This window comes from Paenibacillus sp. Y301 (genome assembly GCF_059445505.1).
Window position 1 is genome coordinate 281,101 of record NZ_JCAIUL010000004.1, and the last position, 24,598, is coordinate 305,698.

The window sequence follows — 24,598 nt, forward strand, 5'->3', positions numbered from 1 at the left end:
GACTACAATAGAGCGGAAATGTATGAAATCCTGGCTACGTTTATGAAGCCAGGATTTCTATTTATGGAGTTGACCTTACCAATTTATGACAATGTCCAACTTATCCAAGTAAGGGTTTAACTTTAGTTGAAGTACCTTGATAGCTGCCTCATCCCGTACTTGGGAGTTCTGGACTTGGTGCAGATATTCAATCACAATGGCTTCGTAGTCCTCCAATTCAACCTTACTGAAAGTACTCTGGGCTTTATCAAGCGTACTTGCCCAAAAGTCGGAAATAACGATGTCTGTACCTGGTTCTTTTGTATCGTTTAATTTGGTAAAGAAGGGCTCAAGTGCTTCAGTCAATGCCGTATATTTCTCTTGTTCCCCAGCATTTAATTGCTCAGGATGGAGAATTCCTTCCGAATCTGCAATCTTTAGATTATATGGTCCTAGTTCTTTCAACAAGGGCATAAAGGTAGCAAATTCTTCCGCATTGAATATTTGTTTGGCTGCCTGAAGTTTAGCTTCTAACTCATCATACTTCTGTTGAGTTCCCCCAATGTGAGCGGTATTTTCTTGTGAACCATAGATTGAGTCAGCTAAGTAATTATATGCAGCATAGGCTCCTGTTGGAATGAGTAGTACAGCAGCGAGAATACAAGGTAATAACCATTTCTTCATTCGTCTTCCTCCTTGTTTAACCGTCACTTGATCCATTATTCTTGTTTTTAGTTCAGGTGGAGGCAATAAATCTGCTGTTTCTTGTTTGAAGGCTGATCGTAATTGTTCTTCAAGATTCATGTAGGTTCTCCACCTTTCCTTTTATAAGAATGTTGTTTTTCTGCTTGCGACGAAGCTTCTGTAATGCCGCATGAATACGAGATTTCACTGTTCCAAGGGGAATATCCATGATGTTAGCCACCTCTTCTTGTGAATATTCACTTAGATAATGTAAAATCACAACTTGCTTCAATTTGTAGGGGAGATATTCAACACTTCCTAGGAGCGAGCGATTTGACAATTTATCAATGACATCATGAGTGAAGTCATAGTTCATGCGTGGTTCATATCCTTCAGCTTTTTTGGTTAACCGGAGATGCGTCCATCTCTTTCTTCGATAAGCGTGAATTTGGCGCATGACGAGACCCATCAGCCAAGGACGGAAGGGTCTACTTACATCAAATCGGTCAAGAGACCTGTACAGTTGAATATAAATTTCCTGAACGACATCATCAACATCAGATGGTTCTCCAAGGAGGAAATGAACGGTTTTGTAAACATCATGAACGGTTAATTCGTATAACTCACTGTAGGCTTCACGGCTGCCGGCTAGCGTGAGTGCAATGAGCTTGGTAACTTGTTGTTGATGGTTCATCCGTCATTCCTCCTTTGGTCATACACTATATATTGGCGACATTAAAGTATATCGTTCGATTTATTTTTGGAAGATAAATAAGCGTGAACGAGTTGTCTGATGAAGAATTTATAAGTAGTTCTGCTTATACATAGGATTATATTTCAACGCTAAACGTTTCATCGCCGCTAAAGGACGGCGAAGCCGTTTATGCTTAGTCGGCAGCTATCGAGGACTCGGTCCTCACTTGTAGATGTGGTTTCCTAAACATGATGAAATACAGAGCGGCGGCACTGACATATAATACGCCTGTGATACTGAAGGTGATGGCATAACCCCAATAATAACCATATGTAGTCACTAAGTAAGATTGTATGGGTCCCATGAATGCCCAACCTAACATAAATGCAGTCTGCGTTATAGAATTGGCTATACCGCGGCTTGAGTCAGATACTCGGTCAATTAAGACCGTTGATTGAATGGGATTCGCCGCATTCATCAGTGCTTGGCGAAATAGGAAACTTATCGCAGCGATGGCAAATAGATTCGTAAATCCCGTCAATAGAAGGAATGGGAGTGATAGTAATTGGAAGCAGACTACGGCTTTTACGGAACCGACTTTTGCGGCCAATGATGGACCAATTAACATGGATACGATGGTCATAATCTGACCAAGAGAGATGAGTAATCCAACGGCACTTAGGGATACAGAGAACCTGTTAGTGAAATACAAATTTAAGTAAGGAATAACTAACCCAGATCCTATACCGATGATAAGCTGGACAACAGCGAATTGACCTATTATTTTGTATTCTGATCTTGGGCTCTGGGACTTAGGCTCTGCGAATGGTTCAACCTTAGTATCAATCCGTTCTTTAGACGATGCTGATCGTTTAGCTTCAACGATGAATAGTAATGGAATGAAGGCTGTGAAAGTTGCAATCCCTCCGATGGTCAGAACAATCTGTAAGCTTGTAATACGACTCATACCGAATGTCTGAAAAAGATCCGCCAACATGCCTCCTCCCATACTTCCTAGAACTTGTGATGCTAGAACTATAGAAGAGTAATAACTAAATATGCGGAGTCTCTGTTTCATGGGAATGCTCTCTGCTAGAAAGGGTATAGCTAATACTTGAAAGATGGAAGCGAATAACCCCGATAAGACAGCAAGTGATAATAGACTGAACTCCGAATCTAAGAAGGAGCGACCGACGAAGGCGAGCCCGCTAAACATAGCTCCTATCATTAATAATCGCTTGCGGCTGCTTCGATCTCCAAGTAAGCCGACGGGAATGAACATGAGAGCTGTAGCTAGGGATTGAATACTTACCACTTTTCCGTTCATTGCATCACCGTACCCAAGCCCTTGTATATACAAATTATATAAGACGGAGAACATACCGCCTCCAATCTGGAATAACACATTTGCGAGAAAGAACAATTTTATATTCAGGGATAAGTTATTCCATCCCTCTCTGACCTGGTGTATATAACGCATGTTGTATTCAAATCCTCCTAGTGGTTACTCATTAACGTTACTATTTTAGCAGTTTTTAGCAAGAACGAGCGGATAATTTTTATATATTTTAACATGTCTATTTCAGATCTTGAAAAAGGGATAGAAAGGGATGAGATCAACCACTGTTAGAAAGCGCTTTAATTTCTTATTGACACCTATATACATGCATACTAAACTTATTATTAATAGAGTTATTAAATCTTAATATTATTATTAATAATAGAAAGCGAGGCTACACATATATGGTAAACCAAGTAACGATTCATGTAGATCAACCTAAAGGTACGATTAACCGCAACATTTATGGACATTTCTCTGAGCATTTAGGGCGGTGTATTTATGAAGGATTCTGGGTTGGGAAGGATTCAAGTATTCCTAATACAGACGGAATTCGAAATGACGTGGTTGAAGCACTGAAACATTTGAAGATACCTGTCTTACGCTGGCCAGGAGGATGCTTCGCAGATGAATACCATTGGAAAGATGGGATCGGACCGAGTGAGAACCGCAAACGGATGATTAATACACATTGGGGCGGTGTGGTGGAGAATAACCACTTCGGTACACACGAGTTTCTTCGATTATGTGAGATGCTAGAATGTGAGCCATACATATCTGGAAATGTTGGAAGTGGGACCGTTCAGGAAATGTCGGAATGGGTGGAGTATATGACCTTTGACGGCGTATCTCCAATGGCAGAATTACGCAGAGAGAATGGTCAAGAGAAAGCATGGAAAGTGAAATACTTTGGAGTTGGGAATGAGAACTGGGGCTGCGGTGGGAATATGCGTCCAGAGTATTATGCTGACCTGTACCGTCAATTCCAGACCTATGTTCGTAATTATGGAGAGAATCGCATTCACAAAATCGCCTGTGGTCCGAATGTCGATGACTACCATTGGATGGACGCAGTGATGTCTTCTGCACATCGTCATATGGACGCTATTAGCTTGCATTACTATACCATTCCGAGTGAATCATGGGCTGAAAAGGGAGCTGCTACGGGATTTAAAGAGTCAGAGTGGTTCAGCACCTTAAAGAAAGCGCTATGGATGGATGAACTCATAACGAAACACTCAACCATTATGGATCGTCACGATCCTGAGAAGCGCGTCGGTCTTATTGTAGATGAGTGGGGGACTTGGTTCGATGTCGAGCCAGGAACAAATCCAGGGTTCTTGTATCAGCAGAATACCATTCGAGACGCGTTGGTTGCAGGTCTTACGTTGCACATTTTCCATGAGCATTGTGATCGAGTGGAGATGGCGAATATTGCTCAAGTCGTGAACGTATTGCAATCTGTGATATTGACGGAAGGCGAGAAAATGATTCATACACCTACGTATCACGTATTTGATATGTACAAGGTCCATCAAGATGCAGAACTTTTATATAGCCACACAGTGACATCGGATTATGAGATGGATGGTAACAGAATTCCGCAAGTGACCGTATCTGCTTCCAGAGATAAGAACGGCGTCATTCACATTAGTATGTGTAACTTAAGCCATCAAGACGAAGCGGATCTAAAGATTGACCTGAGGGGATTAACCGATAGTCAGGTGAAGGTTACTGGAACAGAGTTAAAAGCTTCAACAATGGATGCGCATAATACGTTTGATCATCCTGAGAACGTAGCACCATCTGAATTCACGGCATTCGATTTAATGGAGACAGCTATTCAAGTGAAGTTAGCACCGATGTCTGTGACGGTGTTGGAACTCATTGCAGAATGAATGAACAAGACGCAACTTGTAAAGGATGCCGAGAAGAATACCAAGTAACCGACCAGCAAATTCAACGTATATTATCTTCAATGAAATTAACGGTGGAACAATGTGTGACCGATTCGGTTTACGAAGAAAGATTGCAAATCTGTGATCAATGTACGAAGTTGATGAATAATCATACGTGTACGTTATGTGGTTGTATTGTACCGGTCATTGCTAAATTTAAGGATAAGAGGTGCCCCTATCCAGGGGATAATCGGTGGGAACTAGCAATTAATTCAGCTAATAAAAAATAGTATGAATTGCTTTACCAACCCTTAAATAAATGAATGAGATGAATGGGCTTTCCTGATTGATGGGAGAGTCCATTTTCTTCTTTTTAAATAAAATATAACCCTCTAGCACCTTATAAGAATGAAATGGATGCACAATCAAAGCTATATGGTAAAATTGTAAATAAACAAACCAGGAGGTGATAAGAATTGAATGACAAGATGCTTAGTGAAATATTAGATCACTATTCCATACATGCTTCGTCAATAGTATTTATTCGTCATAACGAGAATCTGACCTATAAAGTGACGGATGAATTAAGTGAGATGTCATATCTTTTAAGAATTCATAAAGCAGTTACTTCTGCTATGAGCGGTATACAACATACTTATGAAGGACTTAAGCTGGAGATGATGTTATTAGATGAATTGAGTGGAGAAACAGATATCCTTGTGCAGACTCCAGTTCGTAACATTGCGGGAGATTGGGTTACTCCAGTGACAGTAGTAGATGAGGTTATTCAATGTACGGTGTTACAATGGATCGAAGGCAGGGATATACAGAAGGATGAAGTGATCTCCCAAGAACACATTACTCATTTGGGAGAACAGGTGCGCGCATTGCATCAATTCGGAAGAACAATAGGGGTGAATACGTGCGAGTTCCGACCAAAGTACTCTAGTATTTCGGACAATGTATCAATGCTGGAGCAACTTGAAGTGGGCGTTTCGTTGGGGATTTTTGAGAAGAATGATTTAAAAAATCTAAAAAGATTCTTTGAGCTCCTTAATAATAGATTAGAGAATTACCCTCAGACTTCGGATACTTGGGGAATCATTCACGCGGATATTAATAAAGGTAATCTCCTTGTAACACAAGATGGGATAGGTATGATTGATTTTTGTCTATTTGGTTATGGCTATTATCTCTTTGATGTAGCGGGAGGTGTGCTAAGCTTTAAGCCGGAAGAGCGAGATCACTTTATAGCAGGGTACACTAGTAACTCATCCGTATTTACCGAGAAGGATATGAAGTTGTTGGAAGGGTTCATGATATTATTTATCCTTGGATTTTATGCCTTTCATATGGAAAATGAAGATAAGCATACTTGGATGAGAGAACGGATGCCGATATTTTGCAAGAAGTACTGCCTTCCTTATATAGATCATCAAAGTATTTTTTATGAGTTCTAGTAGGAAGATGAGTAGAGAATGATAGGGATGTTGCGAGAAGAAAGGGAAACTTTAAACTGAGGAGGATCTCTGATGAAGCCCAAGAAAAGATCGCCACTGAGAGTTTTTGTAGGGAAACACTATTTCGTCTATCGAAGGTATCTAAAGTGGGTGTGTGGAAGAGAAATATATGCAAAGAAGATATCTCTACAACGATTAGAATACATAGTGAGTTCGCATAACACACCATTACTAAGAGAATTGAAGAACGTGGATATGTGGTTGCAGCATAATAAAGTGATTAACTTGAAGATTGCATTGAAGCAATTAAATGGCATTATCCTACAGCCTGGAGAGACATTCTCTTATTGGAAGCGGATTGGCAAACCTACCAAGCGTAAGGGCTATCAAGAGGGAATGGTACTATTCTATGGGGATTTCAAAGCAGGTGTAGGTGGTGGACTATGCCAATGCTCGAACCTTATTTACTGGATTACATTACATACTTCGTTAACGATAACGGAAAGACACCGACATAGTTACGATGTGTTCCCAGATGCGAGAAGGACGCAGCCTTTCGGTAGTGGCGCGACTTGTGCATATAATTATTTGGATCTTCAGATTCGTAATGATACTGACGTTCCATATCAACTATGCCTATACATGGACGCTAACGATTTAGTAGGGGAATGGAGAGCAATGAAGCCGGAGCCTTATACATATGAAGTGTACGAGAGAGATCATCGGATTACGCTTGAGCCGTGGGGGGGGTATATGCGGCATAATATTATTCATCGTAAAAAGTACAATGAGCATAGAGAGTTAATAGATGATCAATTCATTACCGAGAATCATGCAATTATGATGTATCAACCGTTACTGAAGGGACCGGAGCAGAAGATTAAAGTGGAGAAAGATATATAACTTAAGAATCAACAAGAGAAGACCCTTAACATAAAAAAGACTAGAGCTCTTATTCCACAGTAGTTGGAATAGGAGTTGTTTTGCATCTTGTAACCCGACGATATCGGGATACTTTGGTGAATTTGCCAATCTGCAAATTTTAGGGTCATATCCGATTACCAGATTAAGTGGAACAGCATAGATTATAGCTAGAAACCACTGAGAATGAATTGTATTTTTCTTGGTTGAAAAGAGACAGGTAGTTCCAATGAGATGTGTTTAATCTGAACGTATTGGGTAAAGAAATAGTTGAGCGTGAATATTCAGTACTAGTTCACTTCGGGTGAAAAGGGTATATTAGATCTTTAATGTTGGAACTACGAGAGGATATGACCTATGAAAATAACACCAGAACAAACGATACAATTACATGGTTTTAATAACCTGACGAAATCTTTGAGTTTCAATATGTATGATATTTGCTATACCAAAACCAAAGAAGAACGCGAAGCTTATCTGGAGTATATTGATGAACAATATAATGCGGATCGCTTAACTACAATTCTACAGACGGTGTCTAGCATTATTGGGGCACATGTACTTAACATTGCGAAGCAGGATTATTTCCCACAAGGAGCCAGTGTAACGATGCTCGTATCCGAAGGCCCCGTGGAAACAGCACCGAAGGAATCTTTTAAAGAATCGCCAGGTCCATTACCAGAAACGGTAGTCATGCATCTAGACAAGAGTCATATTACAGTTCATACGTATCCTGAGTACCATCCCGATGAAGGCATAAGTACGTTCCGCGCAGACATTGACGTATCTACATGCGGAGAGATCTCACCCCTTAAAGCACTCAACTATCTCATTCATTCGTTCGACACGGACATTATGACAATTGATTATCGGGTACGAGGCTTCACAAGAGACATTAGTGGACACAAGTTATTTATTGATCATGATATTAACACTATTCAAAATTACATTCCCGAAGAAGTCCGTGGGCTATATGACATGATCGATGTTAACGTGTATCAAGAGAATATATTCCATACCAAATGTAAGCTCAAAGTATTCGACTTAGATAACTATCTCTTTGGGTATACGAAGGGGACGTTAGACTCTATGGAACAAGATAAGATTACGGAGAGAATAACGGAAGAAATGAATGAAATTTATTATGGGAAGAATATGAATCGTAGGCGATAAGTCTGAAATCTGAAGCTCTGAATTGGAATTCCAAGCTTGGAAATATATGTGTTCTCTGTTACTATAAGTGTGAATGTAATTATTCGACACAATTCTATCAAACCCGTGAGTGTAGAGAGCTGTTTCCTTCATGAAGGGGTTGAAATGAGAGGTAACCGTGAGAAAAGAATCGATGACTGGCGTTTTATCTCGAAATGCGAAGCTTGGAACAGATCATCAATACCAGATTCGCAAAGTCTTATCTCAAAGTGAACTATCCGTTGTGTACATTGTACGTCATTTGCAGACTGGTACAACTAGCGTAATCAAAGAGTTCTTTCCGAGTGCCTTAGCTCGACGTTCTTCTGATGGGAAGAGGATCCAATGTCTGAATGCATTTCTTTCTCCACAGTATATGAAGTTACAGGAGGCATTCCAACGAGAAGTAATGGCGTTACGAGAGTTGCAACATCCAGGCGTGGTACGTTATGAGGATGATTTCGAAGCGAACGGAACACTATATCTAGTGATGGAGTATTGTCGGGGGATAACGTTGGAACGATTCGTAAGTAAGAGTAATCAGGGGTTGAATGCTGAATCTCTACGAACGATCATGCTTCCCTTGATCAAGGCGCTGGAATACATTCATCAACAAGGGTACGTTCACCGGGATATTAAGCCTTCTAATATTGTGATCGGAGAGGATGGATGCGGTAAATTGATTGATTTCGGGTCTGTTATTCGTTATACAGATTCTGATACCGAATATCCCATCTTCACTACGGCCGGTTACTCACCACTTGAGTTGTATTCAGAGAAGTCATTACAGACACCTGTCACGGATATTTATAGTTTAGCGGCTACCTTGCACTTTTGTTGTTTAGGTTCGGCACCTACAGCTGTACCCACACGACTATTTGAGGATAAGCTAGATTCGGTTCGTGCTGGGAATCGGGGTATTTCACCTGTCTTGTCACGCGTCATTCGACGGGGACTGGGGCTATCCGCGAATAAGAGATGTAGTTCTTTACGATGGTTTAGAGTGGCACTTCAAGCAGAATATATGATGCACAAAAAAAGCGCGATCCGACTAATGGGTCGTAAACCCTAAGTCGAATCGCACTCACTTTCGAAGGAACGAGAGCTCCAACACTCGGATTAGGCGGAGTGTTGGCTATCGTTTCCTGTATAAATGGTAGTAACGGGTTTAACTGCTTTGCAACGAAGTTCAATTTCGGTCTTTCCATCTTCAAAGGTAATATACAATTTATCATTGAAGTGGAGGGCTTCTTTTTTATTTCTAAGTAGAGGTGTTTTCCTTGAAAAGAAGTTAACGGCCATGATTTAACTGGAATGTCTGTAACGCTAGCAGTATTTAAGAAGTAGCCCTCTAGGCGTCCAGCAAATTCAGGTTTCGGACGTAGCCAGAAGAATACAAGAATCCCAGCTATGACAATAACAGCCACGGCAGCGCCAATGATTTTGTAGATCGTATATTTGGATTCTATCGAGAAGTGGAAGAGAGCAGTCACTGTTCCGCCTTCAGAATCTGTGGCAACAAGAGATATATCAGATTGCCCCGTACGTTTGGGTGTTAAAGTTAGCGTAGATCCAAGTAATGTTGGGGCAAGATCGAGTTCTATTTCCCCATCTTCTTTAATGAATGTCATATCTAATGACCCTGGGAATAGATAATTATAAACCGACCTTTGAGACTATATTTGATGAAGCAAATTACAGGCTTGCATCAAAGCACTATGATGAGATTAGAAGTGTGGGTATGGAAGATATTGAACAGGTTTCAAAAAATACTGGTTTATCAGCAGAAGAAATAAGCGCAGTGAAGCAACACATCTTTTTTGATTCACATAAATAACGCATTAGTTACACAGAACAAGTCGATTATGGTCAGAAACCACCATGATTGACTTGTTTTTTATTTTTGTGTTCTTGCGCTTTTACAAAGCTACTCGCAACTGTAGATTATTCTACAGCAATCATATATAGCATGATGAAGTACAAAACCGAGAACAAGGCGGCGAGTCCACTGACGAGACTAAAAGTCGGATGACATAGTAGTTATAATTGGTAAAAAAGGTGGATACTTTCTTTCAGTAGGGGTTATGATTACTTCTTAGGGGACGGGTAAAAATATCAATGATTCAATACAAAAAAAATTGATTGAAATTACAAGATCACAAACTGCAAGAGCGGCCATTAAAATGCCACTCCTAAACAAGTATGGAAAGCACATAAAAGGAGTATTTAGAATGGCTGAATTTAATAAGATAGTTCATACTTTTGAACAAAATTTTTTAAGAGATGGAATAAGTCAGATTGAAGTAAAAGAAGCATTCGGAGAAGCTAAGCCCGCAGACTTAGAGTATCTAACTAATTTATTTGAGACGTTTAGCGAGTGGTCTGCCTTTTATAATGATGATGATTTAGAAGATTTAAAAAGATACTCTGTTCCAGAGTCTATTGTGGAATTTTATCGTAACTTTGAACCTCAATATTTACCTGCATTAAGCGGAGGGGTAATATTAATGGGGCTAGAGTCGATATGAGTGCATTAACATTCCTGACGAAATTGCTAATAATTATTCTGATGACGAACCCCTTGTCTTAACTTATGACTTAATAAAACGATGTCTTCCGCAAGTAGCAATCTCATTTAGTGAGTTTTAAGATAAATTAGCAAATGAGGAATTTGAAAATATTGAGAACGAATTTTTATTGGGTTAATATCTCAATAAAACCAACCAACCAACCAACGAAATACTAACAGACCTGAATAATTGATGAATTGAGAAGATATACTCCACTCGAAATGAGTGGAGTATTTTTTTAAAGAAGAAGGAAGTAAGGAAGAAGAGGTAGGGACTGTAGTGATAGCAGGGACAGCCGCCGTCGTGAGTCAGGCTGTGTCGGATATAGCCTGAGGAGAGTATGAAATCAATGGTAATTGTACATGAAGCTGGTATCCTTAAAGGTGAATAGATTGAAGCAAGCAGGTATTGCTATTTCCGTAGGCTGCGGGGACGTCGTTAGAGTGCCGAATTAGTGGGTTCATACCTTTGCTTAGTAAAGTGTAATAGTCGTCGGCTTATGAATTATCGGAGTCAACAAATAGACCTCGTGATCCTATAAAGGGATCACGAGGTCTATTGCTATTCCAATACTGCATTAGTATGGACATCTTTTTCTTCCGTAAGCTGTCTTCATTTATTTCTCGTTAATCTTAACTCCTGCGATCTGAACCTTCTCGGTTGGCGCGCTCATTTCACCGTTCCCTACCTCAACAGGTGTAGCAGCAATCTTTTTCACAACATCCATTCCATTCGTTACTTTACCAAAGATGGTATAGTTCGGTTGATTGTTCAATGAGAGACTATCATCACCAGTACAGATGAAGAATTGGCTACCATTCGTGTTTGCACCTGCGTTAGCCATAGCTACAATACCAGGTTCATATTGATAACTAGTCTTCTCATCTTCGAATTGGTACCCAGGTCCGCCCATGCCTGTACCTTGTGGATCCCCAGTCTGTATCATGAAGGACTCCATAATACGGTGGAAGATCACGTCGTCGTAGAACCCTTGTTTAGATAGGAATACAAAGTTGTTGACGGTTTTTGGTGCATCTTTAGCAAATAATTCGATGGTGAATGTTCCTTTTGAAGTTGTCACTTCAGCTTCATAGGATTTGTTGACGTCAATCTCCATAGCTGGAGGGTTGTCCCAACTCTTTGCTTCCTGTGCTGCAGGAGCCTGTTCAGAAGGTGTTTCTTCAGCTGGCTTTGTTTGTTCTGTCGTGTTACCTGCCGCTTGATCCGATGTTGTCTCTCCGGATTTTGCGTTGTTATTACCGCAAGCACCCAGTAATAGAGCTGCGGAAATAAGCAGAATTAACGGCAATAATACATGATTCTTTTTCATAAATGCTGTCTCACTCCTTCATTACAAATCTTGTCTTATCATATCGAGTTTTTGCAGAAAAATCTAGTTTACCTCAAGTGAGCTTCTTACATCTACCAAAAAATGAAACCAATGTAGGGTTAGTCACGTTTAATATTTATAATGTGAATGATTGATTGGAGGGTACATCATGTTTCAAGATTTAAATGTACGTCTCGCGGAAGTGAAAGAGCAAGGTCGCAAGTACAAGAAGTGGGAAAAGCGCATTGCAGAGCTAGAACAGGACTTATCTCGGTATGAGAGTGAAGCGCAGAACTGGAAACAGCGGCTCGACGAGGAAGAACATGATGTAGAGAGTCTGACAGGTATGACGTTATCTAATCTAATCTACAGTATGTTGGGTAAGAAAGAAGATAAGCTCGAACGTGAACAGCTTGAGGTTATTGAAGCGAAGGCGAAATATGATGAAGCGTTACGTACGTTGAAGGCTACGAAAGACGAGATACAAAAGGTGCATCAAGATCTCTCTCAAGTAAGAGGTTGGAAGGTGGAATATGCAGCAATCTTACGCCAAAAGGAACAATCCATTCTGCATAATAATACGGAACTGATGGTGCTTGTTGACCGACAAACGGAACTAACACGAACTATGAAAGAGTTGAAGGAAGCAATTCAAGCAGGAATCTTGGTCGTGGAGAATCTGGAACGTGCAACAGATGGACTTCAGAAGGCGAGAAACTGGGGTACTTATGATATGCTTGGTGGCGGAATGATATCGACCCATTTGAAGCACAACAATATTGATGATGCCATGGATTATATCCACGGTGCACAGTGGGAATTGAGCCGATTCTCAAAAGAACTGAGAGATGTACAGATGACGACATCTATTGAGATTGATATGGGTGACTTTCTTAAATTCAGTGATTATTTCTTCGATGGGTTCATCACGGATTGGATGGTCCAAGGGAGAATTAATGATACATTAGATCAAGTGGAAGATAAGTTGTACGCCATAAATGAGATACTTCGACAGTTGGAGAATGAACATAGGACGCTAGAGTCTGAGCTTACAACGGTGAATGATCAATACGTAACGGCCCTTGAACAAGTTGAATAGAACCTAAGGAGGTAAGGAACGATGAGTTTTTTTGATAAATTGAAATCAGGTGTGTCTGAAGCAGGAAATAAGGCTAAGATCGCTGTAGAAGTTAATCGTCTTAAGATGCAGAACAGCTCTAAGCAGAGGGAGATCGAAGAACGGTACCAAGAGATTGGGAAGTCCGTCTTTCAGTCATTAACGAATAAGGATCAAGCATTGAATGATGAACAACTAGAATCCTTAGTACAGGAAATACTTACGCTGAAAGATGAGATTCAGAAGAACCAGGAGCATATTGGTTATGTGGGTGATCAGAAAGAATGTGCATGTGGTGAAAAAGTTCCGATGACGGCACGTTATTGCCCAGCATGTGGGCATGCGTTTGAAGTGATTGATATTGATTGATACGTTTCACATTTTTTTTGAAAAAATAAAGGTGTAAACCAAAAGCAGGACCATCCTATTTCATGGTCCTGCTTTTGGTTTGTGTTTATCCGAATGATTCAACTATAGGACACGATTCTTCGTATGCAATGCATCACAACAAATAGCGAAGATAGATATAGATCGTTGAAATGACAATAGACAGAATCATGAGTGGGAATCCGTATTTAAGAAATGTCACAAATTTAATGGGTTGTCCTTCTTTGGCAGATAACCCCGCGACGATGAGATTCGCACTAGCCCCAACTAAGGACCCATTCCCACCTAGGCAAGCCCCTAGAGCAAGACTCCACCATACGGGTTCGAGATTACTTATACCCATCGAACCCATATCTTGAATTAAGGGAATCATGGTGGCAACAAAGGGAATGTTATCTACAAAAGCAGAGGCGATAGCGCTTAGCCATAGGATGAGCATAGATGTGGATGCCACATCGCCCCCTGTAAGAGCTATAGCATGTTCTGCTAAGGCAGTAATAACACCCGTCTCAATTAACCCTGACACGAGTACGAACAATCCGACGAAGAAGAATATGGTTGTCCATTCGATTTTGGCAAAAGCCTCCTCAAGGAAATGTTCACCCGTTAGAAGAAGCAATAGAAAAGCGCCGGTTAAAGCGACGGTAGCTGATTCTAGATGTAGCATTTGATGTGTGAAGAACCCGATAATCGTAGCTCCTAACATCGTCAAGCATTTGATAAGGAGTGTATGATTCGTGATGACGGATTTCTCATCCATGTCCATCAGGCCCTGCATTAACTCGGGTGTTGTCTTCAATTGTTTACGGAAAATGAGAATAAGAACAGGAATCATAACTAACATAATAATGATGATAACTGGCGTTAGATTCTCAATAAAGGCCATAAACGTTAATTCTTTTACAGCACTTCCGAGCATAATATTCGGTGGATCCCCAATCATCGTGGCTGTTCCACCAATGTTAGAAGCTAAAATCTGAGCAAATAAGTATGGAAAAGGATTAACTCGTAATTGACGGGTTATGCTGAATGTAACGGGAACCATTAACAATACAGTCGTTACGTTATCTAAGAATGCTGATGATAGTGCTGTAATGACAGTCAGTGAGATCAGAATACGAATGGGATGTCCCTTGGCCTTCTTTGCAGCCCAAATCGCAATGTACTTAAATAATCCCGTCTCAGCCGTAATGTTGACCATAATCATCATACCGATCAGGAGACCTAAGGTATTAAAATCAATATGATGTAATGCGGTCTCTTGGTCAACAATTCCTAAGATGACCATAAGGATACCGCCAATCATGGCTACGATCGTACGGTGTATTTTTTCGGATATGATAAATCCATATGCAATGAGGAAGATACCTACAGCTAGAATCGTCTGGTGTTCCATACAAGCCTCCTATAATTCTTGGGTTTACAACAACGGCAGAAATAGCCCGCTCATGGCAGGCTGTCTGTCATCTAATAAATCAATAGTGCCATTATAGAGGATAATGAAATTTACAACAAGGAGTATTGAAATGATTAAACAATGGTGGAAGGAATGTGTTGTGTACCAAATATATCCCGTAAGCTTCATGGATAGTAATGGTGATGGGATAGGGGATATTCCAGGGATTATATCTAAGCTTGATTACCTACAGAATCTCGGTGTAGAAGTGTTATGGCTCTGTCCTGTATATAAGTCACCTAATCATGATAATGGGTATGATATTAGTGATTATTGTGACATCATGAGTGATTTCGGGACGATGGAGGATTTCGATAGTCTACTCACTCAGGCCCATGCGCGCGGCATGAAGATTATGATGGATCTTGTTCTGAATCACACGTCAGATGAGCATCCATGGTTCATTGAATCCAGGTCTTCAACAGATAATCCGAAGCGAGATTTCTATATTTGGCGTAAAGGGAAGAATGGGGGACCACCCAACAATTGGGAGTCTTATTTCAGTGGTTCTGTATGGCAATATGACCAGAGTAGCGATGAATATTATCTTCATTTGTATTCGAAACATCAACCGGACTTGAATTGGGAGAACCCCGCGGTTGTTGATCATATTTATGACATGATTCATTGGTGGCTCAAAAAAGGGATTGATGGTTTCCGCTTTGATGCTATCGCACATATTGTAAAGGCAGTAGGACTACCTGATGCAATTAATCCTGACCATCTGCCCACAGTACAAGCTTATGACATGTTCTCCAATCTAGAGAATGTGCATACAGCATTACATCAGATACATAACAACGTGCTGTTTCACTATGACATTATGACAGTTGGAGAGACATCTGGGATTGGTCCAGAGCAGGCACTGGATTATGTCGGCGAATCGCGCAGTGAACTTAATATGGTATTTCAATTTGAACATATGAAGTTAGATTCACAATCTTCTGGAACTGGGAAATGGGAGAGAAGAGCGTGGACGTTACTTGAACTGAAGAAGATTATTAGCCATTGGCAAGTTGTTCTCCACATAGACGGATGGAATGCCAATTACTTATCTAATCATGACCAGCCTAGATCCGTATCTCGTTTCGGTAATGATGGGAAATATCGAGTGGAGTCAGCGAAGATGTTAGCGACCTTCAATCATATGCTGGAAGGAACGCCGTACGTTTATCAAGGAGAAGAGATTGGCATGACCAATATTCACTTACAATCCATTGATGATTATCGAGATGTGGAGACGTTAAATTATTATGAACAGTCGATGAGACAAGGAATACCGGAAGAGAAGATTATGCAAGCTTTATGGGACAAGAGCAGAGACAACGCGCGTACGCCCATGCAGTGGAATAACACCGAGAATGCAGGATTTACAATAGGCACACCTTGGATCGCAATCAATTCTAACTATGGTGAGATTAATGTAGACCAGAGCCTTAACGATCCTCAATCGATCTATCATTATTATCGTAAACTGATCAAGTTAAGACGAGAGCATGAGGTCATCGTGTATGGTGAATATAAGCTAATCCTTCCTTTACATTCTGAGATCTATGCATTTACAAGGACTTTAGGGCATGAGCATCTGCTTGTTATATTGAATTTTTTTGAAAAAGAGTCCATTTTCGAGCTGCCAAACCATTTGGATGAGAAGAGTATAGGCGACGTGATCATTTCTAACTATCAGGTACGTTGTGAGGAGGATCTGAAGTCTTTACCTCTTCGTCCATACGAAGCTAGGGTGTATCGGATGACTACGAAGTAGTAATCGTGGAGATTTGCAGAGAATAAGGGATCATATACGATGTGACGACTGTGATGGTGAGGACAGTTGGCTATCATTGCGGCATGTTACACCAGTTATGGATTTTCTGCGGGTCTTGTATCGGATCAGTCTTTTTTTGGTGATGGCTAAAATTGAAAAGATGATCACGGATGATTATACTTAAGACAAAGGTATTAGTTGTAGCGGGACTTCTTTTATCTATTGTTGACCCATGGAAGGAAGTTAGAAATGAACACTCAATCACAGATCGAACAACTGAAACAATTTAAGCATGATATTACTCGGTTTATGATGGTTTATAAGTTTGCATTAGATGAAATGGAGACGAAAGTTGAAATATTGAAGGAAGAATTTCAGACATTACATGATTATAGTCCCATTGAACATACGAAGTCGCGGTTAAAGTCACCAGAGAGTATTATGAAAAAGATGGTTCGCAAAAATTTCGATCTATCCTTTGAAGGTATGAGGAATAATATTAAAGACATTGCTGGTCTGCGTATTACGTGCTCTTTCATTTCAGACATTTATCGCATCCAAGACATGTTACAGAAGCAAGATGACCTGATCATCCTAGAAGTGAAAGATTATATTAAGAATCCCAAGCCCAATGGGTATAAGAGTCTTCATTTATTGCTTCAAGTTCCCGTATTTCTATCGGATGGCGTGGAACATGTGTGTGTCGAAGTACAGATTCGTACGATTGCCATGGATTTCTGGGCAAGTCTAGAGCACAAAATATTCTACAAGTATAATCAATCTGTACCCGAACAACTTATCCAAGAGTTGAAGGCTGCTGCAGATTCTGCTAATGCGTTAGACATACAGATGGAGCGACTTAATGATGAGATTCAAGAAATAAAGGATGCTCAACATGAAGGTTCCATGGATGAATTGAAACGGATTATGATTAATAATCAGCAGTTTCATCTTCCCACAGATCTTATGAAGCTACTTGATGGCAGCCGGTAAATTGCAGCAGATACAATTATAAAGCCATCCATCTGCCCATTGACTTTAGATGGGAATATTGGTAAATTAATTTCATCCTAACCAAAGGGGAGAAATTTTGATGACGGGGTATGTTCTTAACTAATAAAACTCCATATGGACTGATTGTACGCTAAGAAAATTTCGTTCGAGAGAGAGCGAGTTTATTTAAATATAAGAAAATTTAAGTTAATCTCATACTTAATTCTTATATTTCTCGTTGAAACGGATACCGTCCTTATAAGGACGATGAAGCCGAATCTACGATTCTTATGCCGTATGGTGGTCTTGGACTAGTTAAGAACACGCGAAGCATCAAACGGCGCCTTTGGCTGTTTATTTCTTTGTAAATATAGAATGAATGGGAGTTCCTCGTCACGTAATGTGATGATGAGGAGACGTTCTATTCGGACTATACGCGATCGTGCTCTTGGAGCACGATTTTTTGCGTTTACATAGGAAATGAACAACTGGATTCGAGGGCAAAGAATGACATTCGTCATTTCTTTGCCCTCTTTTTGTTTTTTCATAATAAAAGGAGGTTCATGTACAACATGGATAATGTAACTTTAAGTATGTTGGAGTATGACAAGATGAAGGAAAATGTTATGGAATATGCGGTATCCTATGCCGGAAGACAGAGAGTTACAGAACTGCATCCCATGGATCAGATCAGGGCGATTCAACGTGCGATGGAGGAGACAGATGAGGCCAGAGCGCTGATAGAGAAAGGTGCCAGCATTCCACTACCTTCCTTAGAGGGAGTCGAGTACGTCGTATCTTTATTGAATACAGGTTACATGTTTACGGAACAGGATCTGATGGCGATGTATACCTTTCTCAATAGTTGCAACCAGTTGAAGAAGTATATGGCGAGTAAGGGGCACATTGCACCTGTTATTAGTACGTATGCCTTGTCACTCGATGATCTCTCTAAAGTGAGGAGTGAGATTGAGCGTTGTATTCAATATGGGAAAGTGACGGACCAAGCGAGTAAGAATCTGGAGCGAGTTAGGAAGAAAATCGTGGTCATTAAGGAACGTATTCAGAAAAAGTTAGCGAGCGTTCTATCTAGACACCAAGCCATTCTACAAGAGAGCTTAGTAAGTGTAAGAAATGGGCGTTACGTTATTCCAGTGAAGAAGGAGTATCATAAGCAGGTCAAGGGCGTCGTGTTGGATCAATCGACTAGCGGACAAACGGTTTATATGGAACCAGATGAAATCTCAGATCTTCAAGTCGAGATGAATATGTTAGAAGCTGACGAAGCAAGGGAAGAGGGAATAGTGCTGTATGAATTAACTCTTTTACTCGAGGCGGACGTGGCAGCGATACATCTGAATATCGAGATCACAGGGACATATGACTTCATTATTGCCAAAGCGAAGTATGCACGGTCCATTGGAGGGATGGCTGTCCAGTTGAATGATAAGGGCATCATCAGTGTTCGTGGAGCCAAACATCCCTTACTACTACAGAAGATGATTCCGTTATCTGTTGAGATCGGAGAGGGATATCGATCGTTAATCATTACGGGACCGAATACAGGTGGTAAGACGGTTGCTCTCAAAACAATGGGCCTACTCACACTCATGGCGCAATCCGGCATGTTGGTACCTGTGGAGGCTGGTAGTATGTTCGCTGTATTCTCCAATATTATGACTGTCATTGGTGATGGTCAAAGTATCGAACAATCACTTAGCACGTTCTCAGCGCAAATTCAGAGGATCACCCATATGGTAAGTGCTGCGGGTCGGTCTACATTCTTATTGATCGATGAGTTGGCAGCAGGTACAGATCCGGGTGAAGGCATGGCATTGTCCATTGCGATACTGGAAGAATTAAATCGTAAAGGTGCCAGTATGATGGTCACAACCCATTTTAATGAGTTGAAGACCTTTGCTTCTCGAACGGATGGATTTCAGAATGCTCGTATGGAATTCGATGTAGAGACGTTGGAACCCTTATACCGTCTCACGATCGGAGAGTCAGGGCAGAGTTATGCGATTGAGATTGCTCAGAAACTTGGCATGGCTTCTGTCATCGTAAATAGATCGCGGGACATCATCACGAAGCAGGATCATCCCATGTCCGGAGATTGGGCGCAACATGTGTTCATCGAAGGTAGTGAGAATGTAGCTGAAGCGGAATCTATGAAAATCAAACCATCGGGTGAAGGATACCCAATGGGAACAGGAAAACGTGTGATGAGAGAGGCAACGGATCATGACAACAATACAAAGAAGAAACTGGCGCCCTCTGCTACATTCGAAGTGGGTGATAGTGTCTATGTGAGCACCTTCGGGAAGACAGGGATTGTCTATAAATTAGAAGACAGCATGGGCATGGTAGGCGTGATGATTCAGAAACATAAACACCAAGTGAACAAGAAACGACTCCAATTATTTCTGGAGAAAGGTGAACTGTACCCCGATGATTATGATATGAGTATTATTTTTGATTCCAAAGAGAATCGGAAGAAGAGACGAACTATGGAACGTAAACACGTAGAGGGACTGCATATTACAAGAGGACCAGGAGAAGAATGATGATGATTTTCTATGTTCATGAATAACTGTTGAAATGAATAAAGGCCCGTGGGATAGTCACTTGGTTATGAAAAAACCGATCCTGCGGGTCATTTTTTCGAATTATTTTTACCTCGAACAGCCGTTACAAAAATGAACATAAAATTAGTAAATATTTTAAATTGAGTCTAATAATCGCATTTTTATGGATAGACAAGCCTTTCTTGAAAAGTCTCAAAAATAATTGGAGTTTTTTGTTTTAATTATATTCATGCGGGTAAATGGGATATGTAAGGCTATTCAATATAATACTTTCCCTGGATAAAAGGTGAATGGATGATACTTCTCGTACGATGGTTGATGATTTTATCCTAGGAGTAAATAGATTTGTACTAAAAATAAGAATGGATAGAGAGATCGTCCATATGGAAGGGGTATGTTATGAAACCAGATGAAATGCAATCGGGGGTATATGCGGATGAACAGGAACAATATGAACAGGACAGATATGAGCAAGAACCATTTGAACAAGATATCTTACAACGATATGGAGATGATGATTCACAGGATTTAATTGATGAGAGTAAAGAGAAAATGCAACAATGGACTAAGGAAGATTATTTGGAATCTCAAGCCAAGGTGGATCAAATAAATATTCAATTAAAAGGGGTCCTTGAGGCTGGACTTGCTCCTGGAAGTCCCCAATCCCAACACATTATTGCTCAACACTTTGAGTCCATTGGAAGATTCTATACCCCTAGCGCGGATGTATATATTAGTCTAGGCGAGTTATATGTGAATCAACCCGAATTCAAAAAAATATATGATTCCTATCATCCAGATCTTGCAAAATATTTTTGTGAAGGAATGAAAATATTTGCGAAGCAACAATTATAATATTATACAAGGAGAGGTTGCCCTTCGATAAGTGCTATCGGAAAGGGCAACCTCTTTTTGTATGATTAATCCTATGAACTACAGTTGAGCCGTTAGAATGTCTACGAATTTCTCTAGGAATTGTTGTTCTTTAGCGTCAAATCGACTTTTTAGAGGGCTATCAATATCTAGAACCCCGTATAATTCTCCATCTTTTATAATAGGAACTACAATTTCACTGTTTGTGGCACCATCGCAGGCAATATGGCCTGGGAATTCATGAACGTCATCGACTAAGAATGTCCGGCGCTCATTTGCTGCAGCACCACAGACTCCACGATTCAATGGAATGCGTATGCACGCAGGTAATCCTTGAAATGGACCCAGAACGAGCTCCTTACCATCATAAATGTAGAACCCAACCCAATTAATATCTTTCATAAATAGGTTAAGTAATGCGGATGCATTTGCGAGATTAGCGATGGAGTTAGGTTCGTCATGAATAAGTGATTTTAATTGTTCTAACACAGCTGTAAATGAACTACTACGGTCACCTTCGTATGGAATCGCTTGAAACATTACACTCCACCTTTCTTTTAACCATGGGTTAATTATAAAAGATAGTACAGTGCGCCCCCTCCCGTCAAGAGAAAAGAGAAAAATACCCTATTAGTAGGGGAATAGATGCACTGAAGTGTTATCAGCGACGGATCATAGCACGTAAACAATCTTTATTCAGAACAAAATGACGTACAAATACAAATTGGCAGCTCAAGGTATACATCCTTGGTCTGCCAATTTATATTTAAAATTTGATTTCAATCAATTTTTAAGTTGAAGAGAGGGAATAGAATCAAGTTATAAATAAATATTATTTCTCAGGAGGTTATTCAGATGAAACCAGGATTTAAAATAGCAAAGGATATATATTGGGTGGGAAAAATTGATGAACGTGAGGTTCCTTTTCACCGTCTTCTTTTAACAAAAGGGACCACATATAACTCTTACTTACTCAAAACGGGCAAACCTACAGTTATTGATACTGTGGATATGGAATTCGGAAGAGAGTTTGCAGAACAATTGGCCGAGCTAATCGATCCGTTGGATATACAATATATTGTCATCAACCATACAGAACCTGATCACTCGGGGGGATTAGCTGCACTTGCATCAAAAGCAACCAACGCCACCATCGTGTGTACGGAGATTGCCGTACCTGAGATTCAACAAATGTACAAGCTTCAGCATCGGAATTTCTTAGTCATCAAAGATGGAGATCAGCTTGATATCGGTGGGAAGACACTGTTGTTCAAAGAGACACCTTATCTTCATACGGAAGAAACGATGATCACTTACTGTATCGAAGATAAAATATTATTCCCATGCGATATCTTCAGTACACATGTAGCTGTAGATCACCTCTTCGAAGATGAATCCGAATTGGATATTATGGATGACTTCACGGGTTATTATCAGGCAATCATTCACCCACACAGAAGATATGTGCGGACATTGATTGAGGCTGTTAAGGACCTTGAAATTGACATGATTGCCCCTTCACATGGATATATTCTTCGGAATGACATTTCCAAATACATTGATCTATATGACACATTTAGCTCTGAGACGACGGAGGGTAAGAAGGTTGCTATCGTCTATACTACAATCAAGAATAATACCAAGAAGATGGCGCATATCTTGCAAGATTGTTTTGCTGAGAACAACATTGTGGTGGAGCTCTGGGATGCGGATAAGGCAGAAGAAACGGATATTCTCAATAGCATTGAAACCGCCGATGCTGTATTTATCGGAACATCAACCAAATATGCGGATATGATCGGAAATTTGGAAGGTATTTTACGTAAGTTACAACCTATGAATCTGGAAGGGAAAATTGCAGCTGCCTTCGGATCTTACGGCTGGAGTGGTGAAGCGATTGAGGTGGTACAGGACTATCTGAACGGCACGAACATGACGGTACAGAGTACTTCACACGTTATCAAAACAACAGGAATGACCCATGTGGAATTCCCAATCCGCGTCCGTTTTTCTCCTAAGGAGCAGGAGAAAATCACTTTGATTAGAAATGCAGCCGAGTTCGTCTCAGATCTACTGCTCAGCGCGATTTGATTCACATAAAAAGGAAGTGAAAGGAAGATATAAATGACAGAGAAACGTTATGTTATTGTCGGTAGTGGTACAGCTGCCGTACATGCAGCCAAGGCAATTAGGGACCACGACTGTGATGCGATAATCTCCATATATGGGGAAGAAGAAACGCTACCTTACAATAGAATTAAGCTTTCCAAAGGGTTATTCACGGATCTCCACAGCGAGAAAGTGTTAATAAAGAAGGATAAATGGTATCGAGAGAATAGAATTGATGTGCATAACGGGACTACAATCAGTAAGATTGATCCGGATGACAGAGTAGTGGTGACTTCAGACGGGCAGGTTATTTCTTATTATAAGCTTCTCTTATGTACTGGAGCGACAAATCGAAAGCTAACCATAACAGGTGCCACACTACGCAATGTTCACAATATTAGAGATATGAACGATGCGGATCGGTTAAAGGCAAGCTTGCAGCACGGAGATCGTATTTGCGTGATTGGTGGCGGTGTGCAAGGCATAGAGACCGCATGGTCCTTTATTGATGCGGGTTATGAGGTAACGATTGTGGAAGCTAGCCCGCGTCTTATGGGTAGACAACTTGATGCGCAAGCCTCAGAGCTCCTTAAACGGAGAGTCACGAGCTATGGAGCTAATGTAGAGATTGGGCGGGGTGTTAAACAAATTATTGGGACAGATTGCGTGCAGGGTGTAGAGCTAGAAAATGGGTTATTTCTTCCGTGTGAGCACGTCGTGTACTCCATAGGCATTATACCGAATGTTACCCTCGCGCAACATGCAGGTATTCTGGTACAGACGGGCATCATTGTAAATGAAAATATGCAGACCAGCGCTGCTCATATATATGCGGCAGGTGATGCTGCCGAATTTCAGGGTAAAGTAGAAGGCTTATGGGGAAGTGCGATTGAACAAGGGAAGATTGCCGGAGCCAATATGGCCAACAACACAGTTGCTTACCAACGTCCAGTGCCAGTTACGTTGTTCAATTCGTTTGAGACACCTCTTTTCTCTATGGGTCAAGTGGATGATCATCAATGTGATGCTAGCGTACATCGGGTAGAAGAAGAGCCTTACACACGTATTTTTATGAAAGAGGGTGCTCTATCGGGCGTGATATCTTTCGAGGGTGTTGCTGCTTCGCTCACGTATAAGTCGTTGATTGAAAAGAATGTTAAGCTTGATGGAATTGATCTCAATCACACTAGCCTGGATGAAATTATGGTAGAATTCAGCAATAGATCATAGAAATAACACGTTAA

23 protein-coding genes are annotated in these 24,598 nt (G+C 40.6%); 16 read left to right on the forward strand and 7 right to left on the reverse strand.

Going from position 1 to position 24,598, the window contains the following annotated elements; all coding sequences use genetic code 11:
- Nucleotides 1–75: 75 nt before the first annotated feature.
- The 3 genes from AC1D69_RS09770 to AC1D69_RS09780 form a co-directional block, all read right to left on the reverse strand.
- Nucleotides 76–783 carry a DUF3600 domain-containing protein gene (locus AC1D69_RS09770; protein WP_495455947.1) on the reverse strand — a complete coding sequence of 236 codons (708 nt, stop codon included), beginning with the start codon at nt 781–783 and terminating at the stop codon, nt 76–78.
- Nucleotides 773–1,357 carry a sigma-70 family RNA polymerase sigma factor gene (locus tag AC1D69_RS09775; RefSeq protein WP_495455948.1) on the reverse strand — a complete coding sequence of 195 codons (585 nt, stop codon included), beginning with the start codon at nt 1,355–1,357 and terminating at the stop codon, nt 773–775. Before AC1D69_RS09775 ends, AC1D69_RS09770 begins: the two co-directional genes overlap by 11 nt.
- Before the next feature lie 193 nt (nt 1,358–1,550).
- A complete protein-coding gene (locus tag AC1D69_RS09780) occupies nt 1,551–2,837 on the reverse strand; it encodes an MFS transporter (protein ID WP_495455949.1) in 1,287 nt (428 codons plus the stop codon).
- 263 nt (nt 2,838–3,100) lie between these two features.
- Here AC1D69_RS09780 and AC1D69_RS09785 point away from each other — a divergent pair, with 263 nt between their 5' ends.
- The 6 genes from AC1D69_RS09785 (at nt 3,101) to AC1D69_RS09810 (ending at nt 9,238) form a co-directional block, all read left to right on the forward strand.
- Entirely contained in the window at nt 3,101–4,594 is a 1,494-nt protein-coding gene (locus tag AC1D69_RS09785) for an alpha-N-arabinofuranosidase (protein WP_495455950.1), read from the forward strand.
- Nucleotides 4,591–4,884 (forward strand): DUF6171 family protein, encoded by a 294-nt coding sequence (locus tag AC1D69_RS09790; protein ID WP_495455951.1) that lies wholly within the window; start codon nt 4,591–4,593, stop codon nt 4,882–4,884. The genes AC1D69_RS09785 and AC1D69_RS09790 overlap by 4 nt, the downstream gene beginning before the upstream one ends.
- Nucleotides 4,885–5,070: 186 nt before the next feature.
- The gene (locus AC1D69_RS09795; RefSeq protein ID WP_495455952.1) at nt 5,071–6,054 is read left to right on the forward strand and encodes a phosphotransferase enzyme family protein; all 984 of its coding nucleotides are present in this window, start codon (nt 5,071–5,073) and stop codon (nt 6,052–6,054) included.
- 72 nt (nt 6,055–6,126) lie between these two features.
- Nucleotides 6,127–6,957, forward strand: coding sequence for a VanW family protein (locus AC1D69_RS09800; RefSeq protein ID WP_495455953.1), 831 nt, complete (start codon nt 6,127–6,129; stop codon nt 6,955–6,957).
- Nucleotides 6,958–7,332: 375 nt separating this feature from the next.
- On the forward strand, nt 7,333–8,148 hold the full coding sequence (speD, locus tag AC1D69_RS09805; protein ID WP_495455954.1) for an adenosylmethionine decarboxylase: 816 nt from the start codon (nt 7,333–7,335) through the stop codon (nt 8,146–8,148).
- Nucleotides 8,149–8,305: 157 nt separating this feature from the next.
- Complete coding sequence (locus AC1D69_RS09810) at nt 8,306–9,238, forward strand: serine/threonine protein kinase (RefSeq protein WP_495455955.1); 933 nt, start codon at nt 8,306–8,308, stop codon at nt 9,236–9,238.
- On the opposite strand, the gene AC1D69_RS09815 is transcribed toward AC1D69_RS09810, so the two are convergent.
- The gene (locus AC1D69_RS09815; RefSeq protein WP_495455956.1) at nt 9,165–9,797 is read right to left on the reverse strand and encodes a hypothetical protein; all 633 of its coding nucleotides are present in this window, start codon (nt 9,795–9,797) and stop codon (nt 9,165–9,167) included. The genes AC1D69_RS09810 and AC1D69_RS09815 overlap by 74 nt on opposite strands.
- Here AC1D69_RS09815 and AC1D69_RS09820 point away from each other — a divergent pair.
- Nucleotides 9,791–10,003 (forward strand): hypothetical protein, encoded by a 213-nt coding sequence (locus tag AC1D69_RS09820; RefSeq protein WP_495455957.1) that lies wholly within the window; start codon nt 9,791–9,793, stop codon nt 10,001–10,003. The genes AC1D69_RS09815 and AC1D69_RS09820 overlap by 7 nt on opposite strands.
- Before the next feature lie 394 nt (nt 10,004–10,397).
- Entirely contained in the window at nt 10,398–10,694 is a 297-nt protein-coding gene (locus AC1D69_RS09825) for a hypothetical protein (RefSeq protein ID WP_495455958.1), read from the forward strand.
- A 658-nt stretch (nt 10,695–11,352) separates the two neighbouring features.
- Here AC1D69_RS09825 and AC1D69_RS09830 read toward each other — a convergent pair.
- On the reverse strand, nt 11,353–12,066 hold the full coding sequence (locus AC1D69_RS09830) for a peptidylprolyl isomerase (protein ID WP_495455959.1): 714 nt from the start codon (nt 12,064–12,066) through the stop codon (nt 11,353–11,355).
- Nucleotides 12,067–12,235: 169 nt separating this feature from the next.
- Between AC1D69_RS09830 and AC1D69_RS09835 the strand changes: the two genes are divergently transcribed.
- Nucleotides 12,236–13,165 (forward strand): hypothetical protein, encoded by a 930-nt coding sequence (locus AC1D69_RS09835; RefSeq protein WP_495455960.1) that lies wholly within the window; start codon nt 12,236–12,238, stop codon nt 13,163–13,165.
- Between the two features lie 21 nt (nt 13,166–13,186).
- On the forward strand, nt 13,187–13,552 hold the full coding sequence (locus AC1D69_RS09840; protein ID WP_495455961.1) for a zinc ribbon domain-containing protein: 366 nt from the start codon (nt 13,187–13,189) through the stop codon (nt 13,550–13,552).
- A 133-nt stretch (nt 13,553–13,685) separates the two neighbouring features.
- Here AC1D69_RS09840 and AC1D69_RS09845 read toward each other — a convergent pair whose 3' ends face one another.
- On the reverse strand, nt 13,686–14,966 hold the full coding sequence (locus AC1D69_RS09845; protein WP_495455962.1) for an ArsB/NhaD family transporter: 1,281 nt from the start codon (nt 14,964–14,966) through the stop codon (nt 13,686–13,688).
- A gap of 130 nt (nt 14,967–15,096) precedes the next feature.
- On the opposite strand from AC1D69_RS09845, the gene AC1D69_RS09850 reads away from it, so the two are divergent.
- From AC1D69_RS09850 to AC1D69_RS09865, 4 genes are all read left to right on the forward strand, one after another.
- Nucleotides 15,097–16,791, forward strand: a complete 1,695-nt coding sequence (locus AC1D69_RS09850) for a glycoside hydrolase family 13 protein (protein ID WP_495455963.1) — start codon at nt 15,097–15,099, stop codon at nt 16,789–16,791.
- Between the two features lie 249 nt (nt 16,792–17,040).
- Nucleotides 17,041–17,784, forward strand: a complete 744-nt coding sequence (locus AC1D69_RS09855) for a GTP pyrophosphokinase (RefSeq protein ID WP_495455964.1) — start codon at nt 17,041–17,043, stop codon at nt 17,782–17,784.
- Between the two features lie 572 nt (nt 17,785–18,356).
- Nucleotides 18,357–20,351: an endonuclease MutS2 gene (locus tag AC1D69_RS09860; protein ID WP_495455965.1), complete on the forward strand. Its 1,995-nt coding sequence runs from the start codon at nt 18,357–18,359 to the stop codon at nt 20,349–20,351.
- Nucleotides 20,352–20,771: 420 nt separating this feature from the next.
- Complete coding sequence (locus tag AC1D69_RS09865; RefSeq protein WP_495455966.1) at nt 20,772–21,227, forward strand: TipAS antibiotic-recognition domain-containing protein; 456 nt, start codon at nt 20,772–20,774, stop codon at nt 21,225–21,227.
- 78 nt (nt 21,228–21,305) lie between these two features.
- On the opposite strand, the gene AC1D69_RS09870 is transcribed toward AC1D69_RS09865, so the two are convergent.
- On the reverse strand, nt 21,306–21,785 hold the full coding sequence (locus AC1D69_RS09870) for a GAF domain-containing protein (protein ID WP_495455967.1): 480 nt from the start codon (nt 21,783–21,785) through the stop codon (nt 21,306–21,308).
- 315 nt (nt 21,786–22,100) lie between these two features.
- Here AC1D69_RS09870 and AC1D69_RS09875 point away from each other — a divergent pair, with 315 nt between their 5' ends.
- Both AC1D69_RS09875 and AC1D69_RS09880 read left to right on the forward strand, forming a co-directional pair.
- Complete coding sequence (locus tag AC1D69_RS09875) at nt 22,101–23,336, forward strand: FprA family A-type flavoprotein (protein WP_495455968.1); 1,236 nt, start codon at nt 22,101–22,103, stop codon at nt 23,334–23,336.
- A 33-nt stretch (nt 23,337–23,369) separates the two neighbouring features.
- Nucleotides 23,370–24,584 (forward strand): NAD(P)/FAD-dependent oxidoreductase, encoded by a 1,215-nt coding sequence (locus tag AC1D69_RS09880; protein WP_495455969.1) that lies wholly within the window; start codon nt 23,370–23,372, stop codon nt 24,582–24,584.
- The last annotated feature ends 14 nt before the right edge of the window (nt 24,585–24,598 follow it).

What these genes read in the sequence shown, in the direction of transcription:
- AC1D69_RS09845 (WP_495455962.1), bottom strand. Translation starts at nt 14,966, where the DNA reads ATGGAACACCAGACGATTCTAGCTGTAGGTATCTTCCTCATTGCATAT.
- AC1D69_RS09865 (WP_495455966.1), top strand. Translation starts at nt 20,772, where the DNA reads ATGAAACCAGATGAAATGCAATCGGGGGTATATGCGGATGAACAGGAA.
- AC1D69_RS09780 (WP_495455949.1), bottom strand. Translation starts at nt 2,837, where the DNA reads ATGCGTTATATACACCAGGTCAGAGAGGGATGGAATAACTTATCCCTG.
- AC1D69_RS09835 (WP_495455960.1), top strand. Translation starts at nt 12,236, where the DNA reads ATGTTTCAAGATTTAAATGTACGTCTCGCGGAAGTGAAAGAGCAAGGT.
- AC1D69_RS09870 (WP_495455967.1), bottom strand. Translation starts at nt 21,785, where the DNA reads ATGTTTCAAGCGATTCCATACGAAGGTGACCGTAGTAGTTCATTTACA.
- AC1D69_RS09775 (WP_495455948.1), bottom strand. Translation starts at nt 1,357, where the DNA reads ATGAACCATCAACAACAAGTTACCAAGCTCATTGCACTCACGCTAGCC.
- AC1D69_RS09880 (WP_495455969.1), top strand. Translation starts at nt 23,370, where the DNA reads ATGACAGAGAAACGTTATGTTATTGTCGGTAGTGGTACAGCTGCCGTA.
- AC1D69_RS09830 (WP_495455959.1), bottom strand. Translation starts at nt 12,066, where the DNA reads ATGAAAAAGAATCATGTATTATTGCCGTTAATTCTGCTTATTTCCGCA.
- AC1D69_RS09860 (WP_495455965.1), top strand. Translation starts at nt 18,357, where the DNA reads ATGGATAATGTAACTTTAAGTATGTTGGAGTATGACAAGATGAAGGAA.
- AC1D69_RS09800 (WP_495455953.1), top strand. Translation starts at nt 6,127, where the DNA reads ATGAAGCCCAAGAAAAGATCGCCACTGAGAGTTTTTGTAGGGAAACAC.
- AC1D69_RS09840 (WP_495455961.1), top strand. Translation starts at nt 13,187, where the DNA reads ATGAGTTTTTTTGATAAATTGAAATCAGGTGTGTCTGAAGCAGGAAAT.
- AC1D69_RS09785 (WP_495455950.1), top strand. Translation starts at nt 3,101, where the DNA reads ATGGTAAACCAAGTAACGATTCATGTAGATCAACCTAAAGGTACGATT.
- AC1D69_RS09770 (WP_495455947.1), bottom strand. Translation starts at nt 783, where the DNA reads ATGAATCTTGAAGAACAATTACGATCAGCCTTCAAACAAGAAACAGCA.
- AC1D69_RS09825 (WP_495455958.1), top strand. Translation starts at nt 10,398, where the DNA reads ATGGCTGAATTTAATAAGATAGTTCATACTTTTGAACAAAATTTTTTA.
- AC1D69_RS09790 (WP_495455951.1), top strand. Translation starts at nt 4,591, where the DNA reads ATGAATGAACAAGACGCAACTTGTAAAGGATGCCGAGAAGAATACCAA.
- AC1D69_RS09875 (WP_495455968.1), top strand. Translation starts at nt 22,101, where the DNA reads ATGAAACCAGGATTTAAAATAGCAAAGGATATATATTGGGTGGGAAAA.
- speD (WP_495455954.1), top strand. Translation starts at nt 7,333, where the DNA reads ATGAAAATAACACCAGAACAAACGATACAATTACATGGTTTTAATAAC.
- AC1D69_RS09815 (WP_495455956.1), bottom strand. Translation starts at nt 9,797, where the DNA reads ATGACATTCATTAAAGAAGATGGGGAAATAGAACTCGATCTTGCCCCA.
- AC1D69_RS09855 (WP_495455964.1), top strand. Translation starts at nt 17,041, where the DNA reads ATGAACACTCAATCACAGATCGAACAACTGAAACAATTTAAGCATGAT.
- AC1D69_RS09820 (WP_495455957.1), top strand. Translation starts at nt 9,791, where the DNA reads ATGTCATATCTAATGACCCTGGGAATAGATAATTATAAACCGACCTTT.
- AC1D69_RS09850 (WP_495455963.1), top strand. Translation starts at nt 15,097, where the DNA reads ATGATTAAACAATGGTGGAAGGAATGTGTTGTGTACCAAATATATCCC.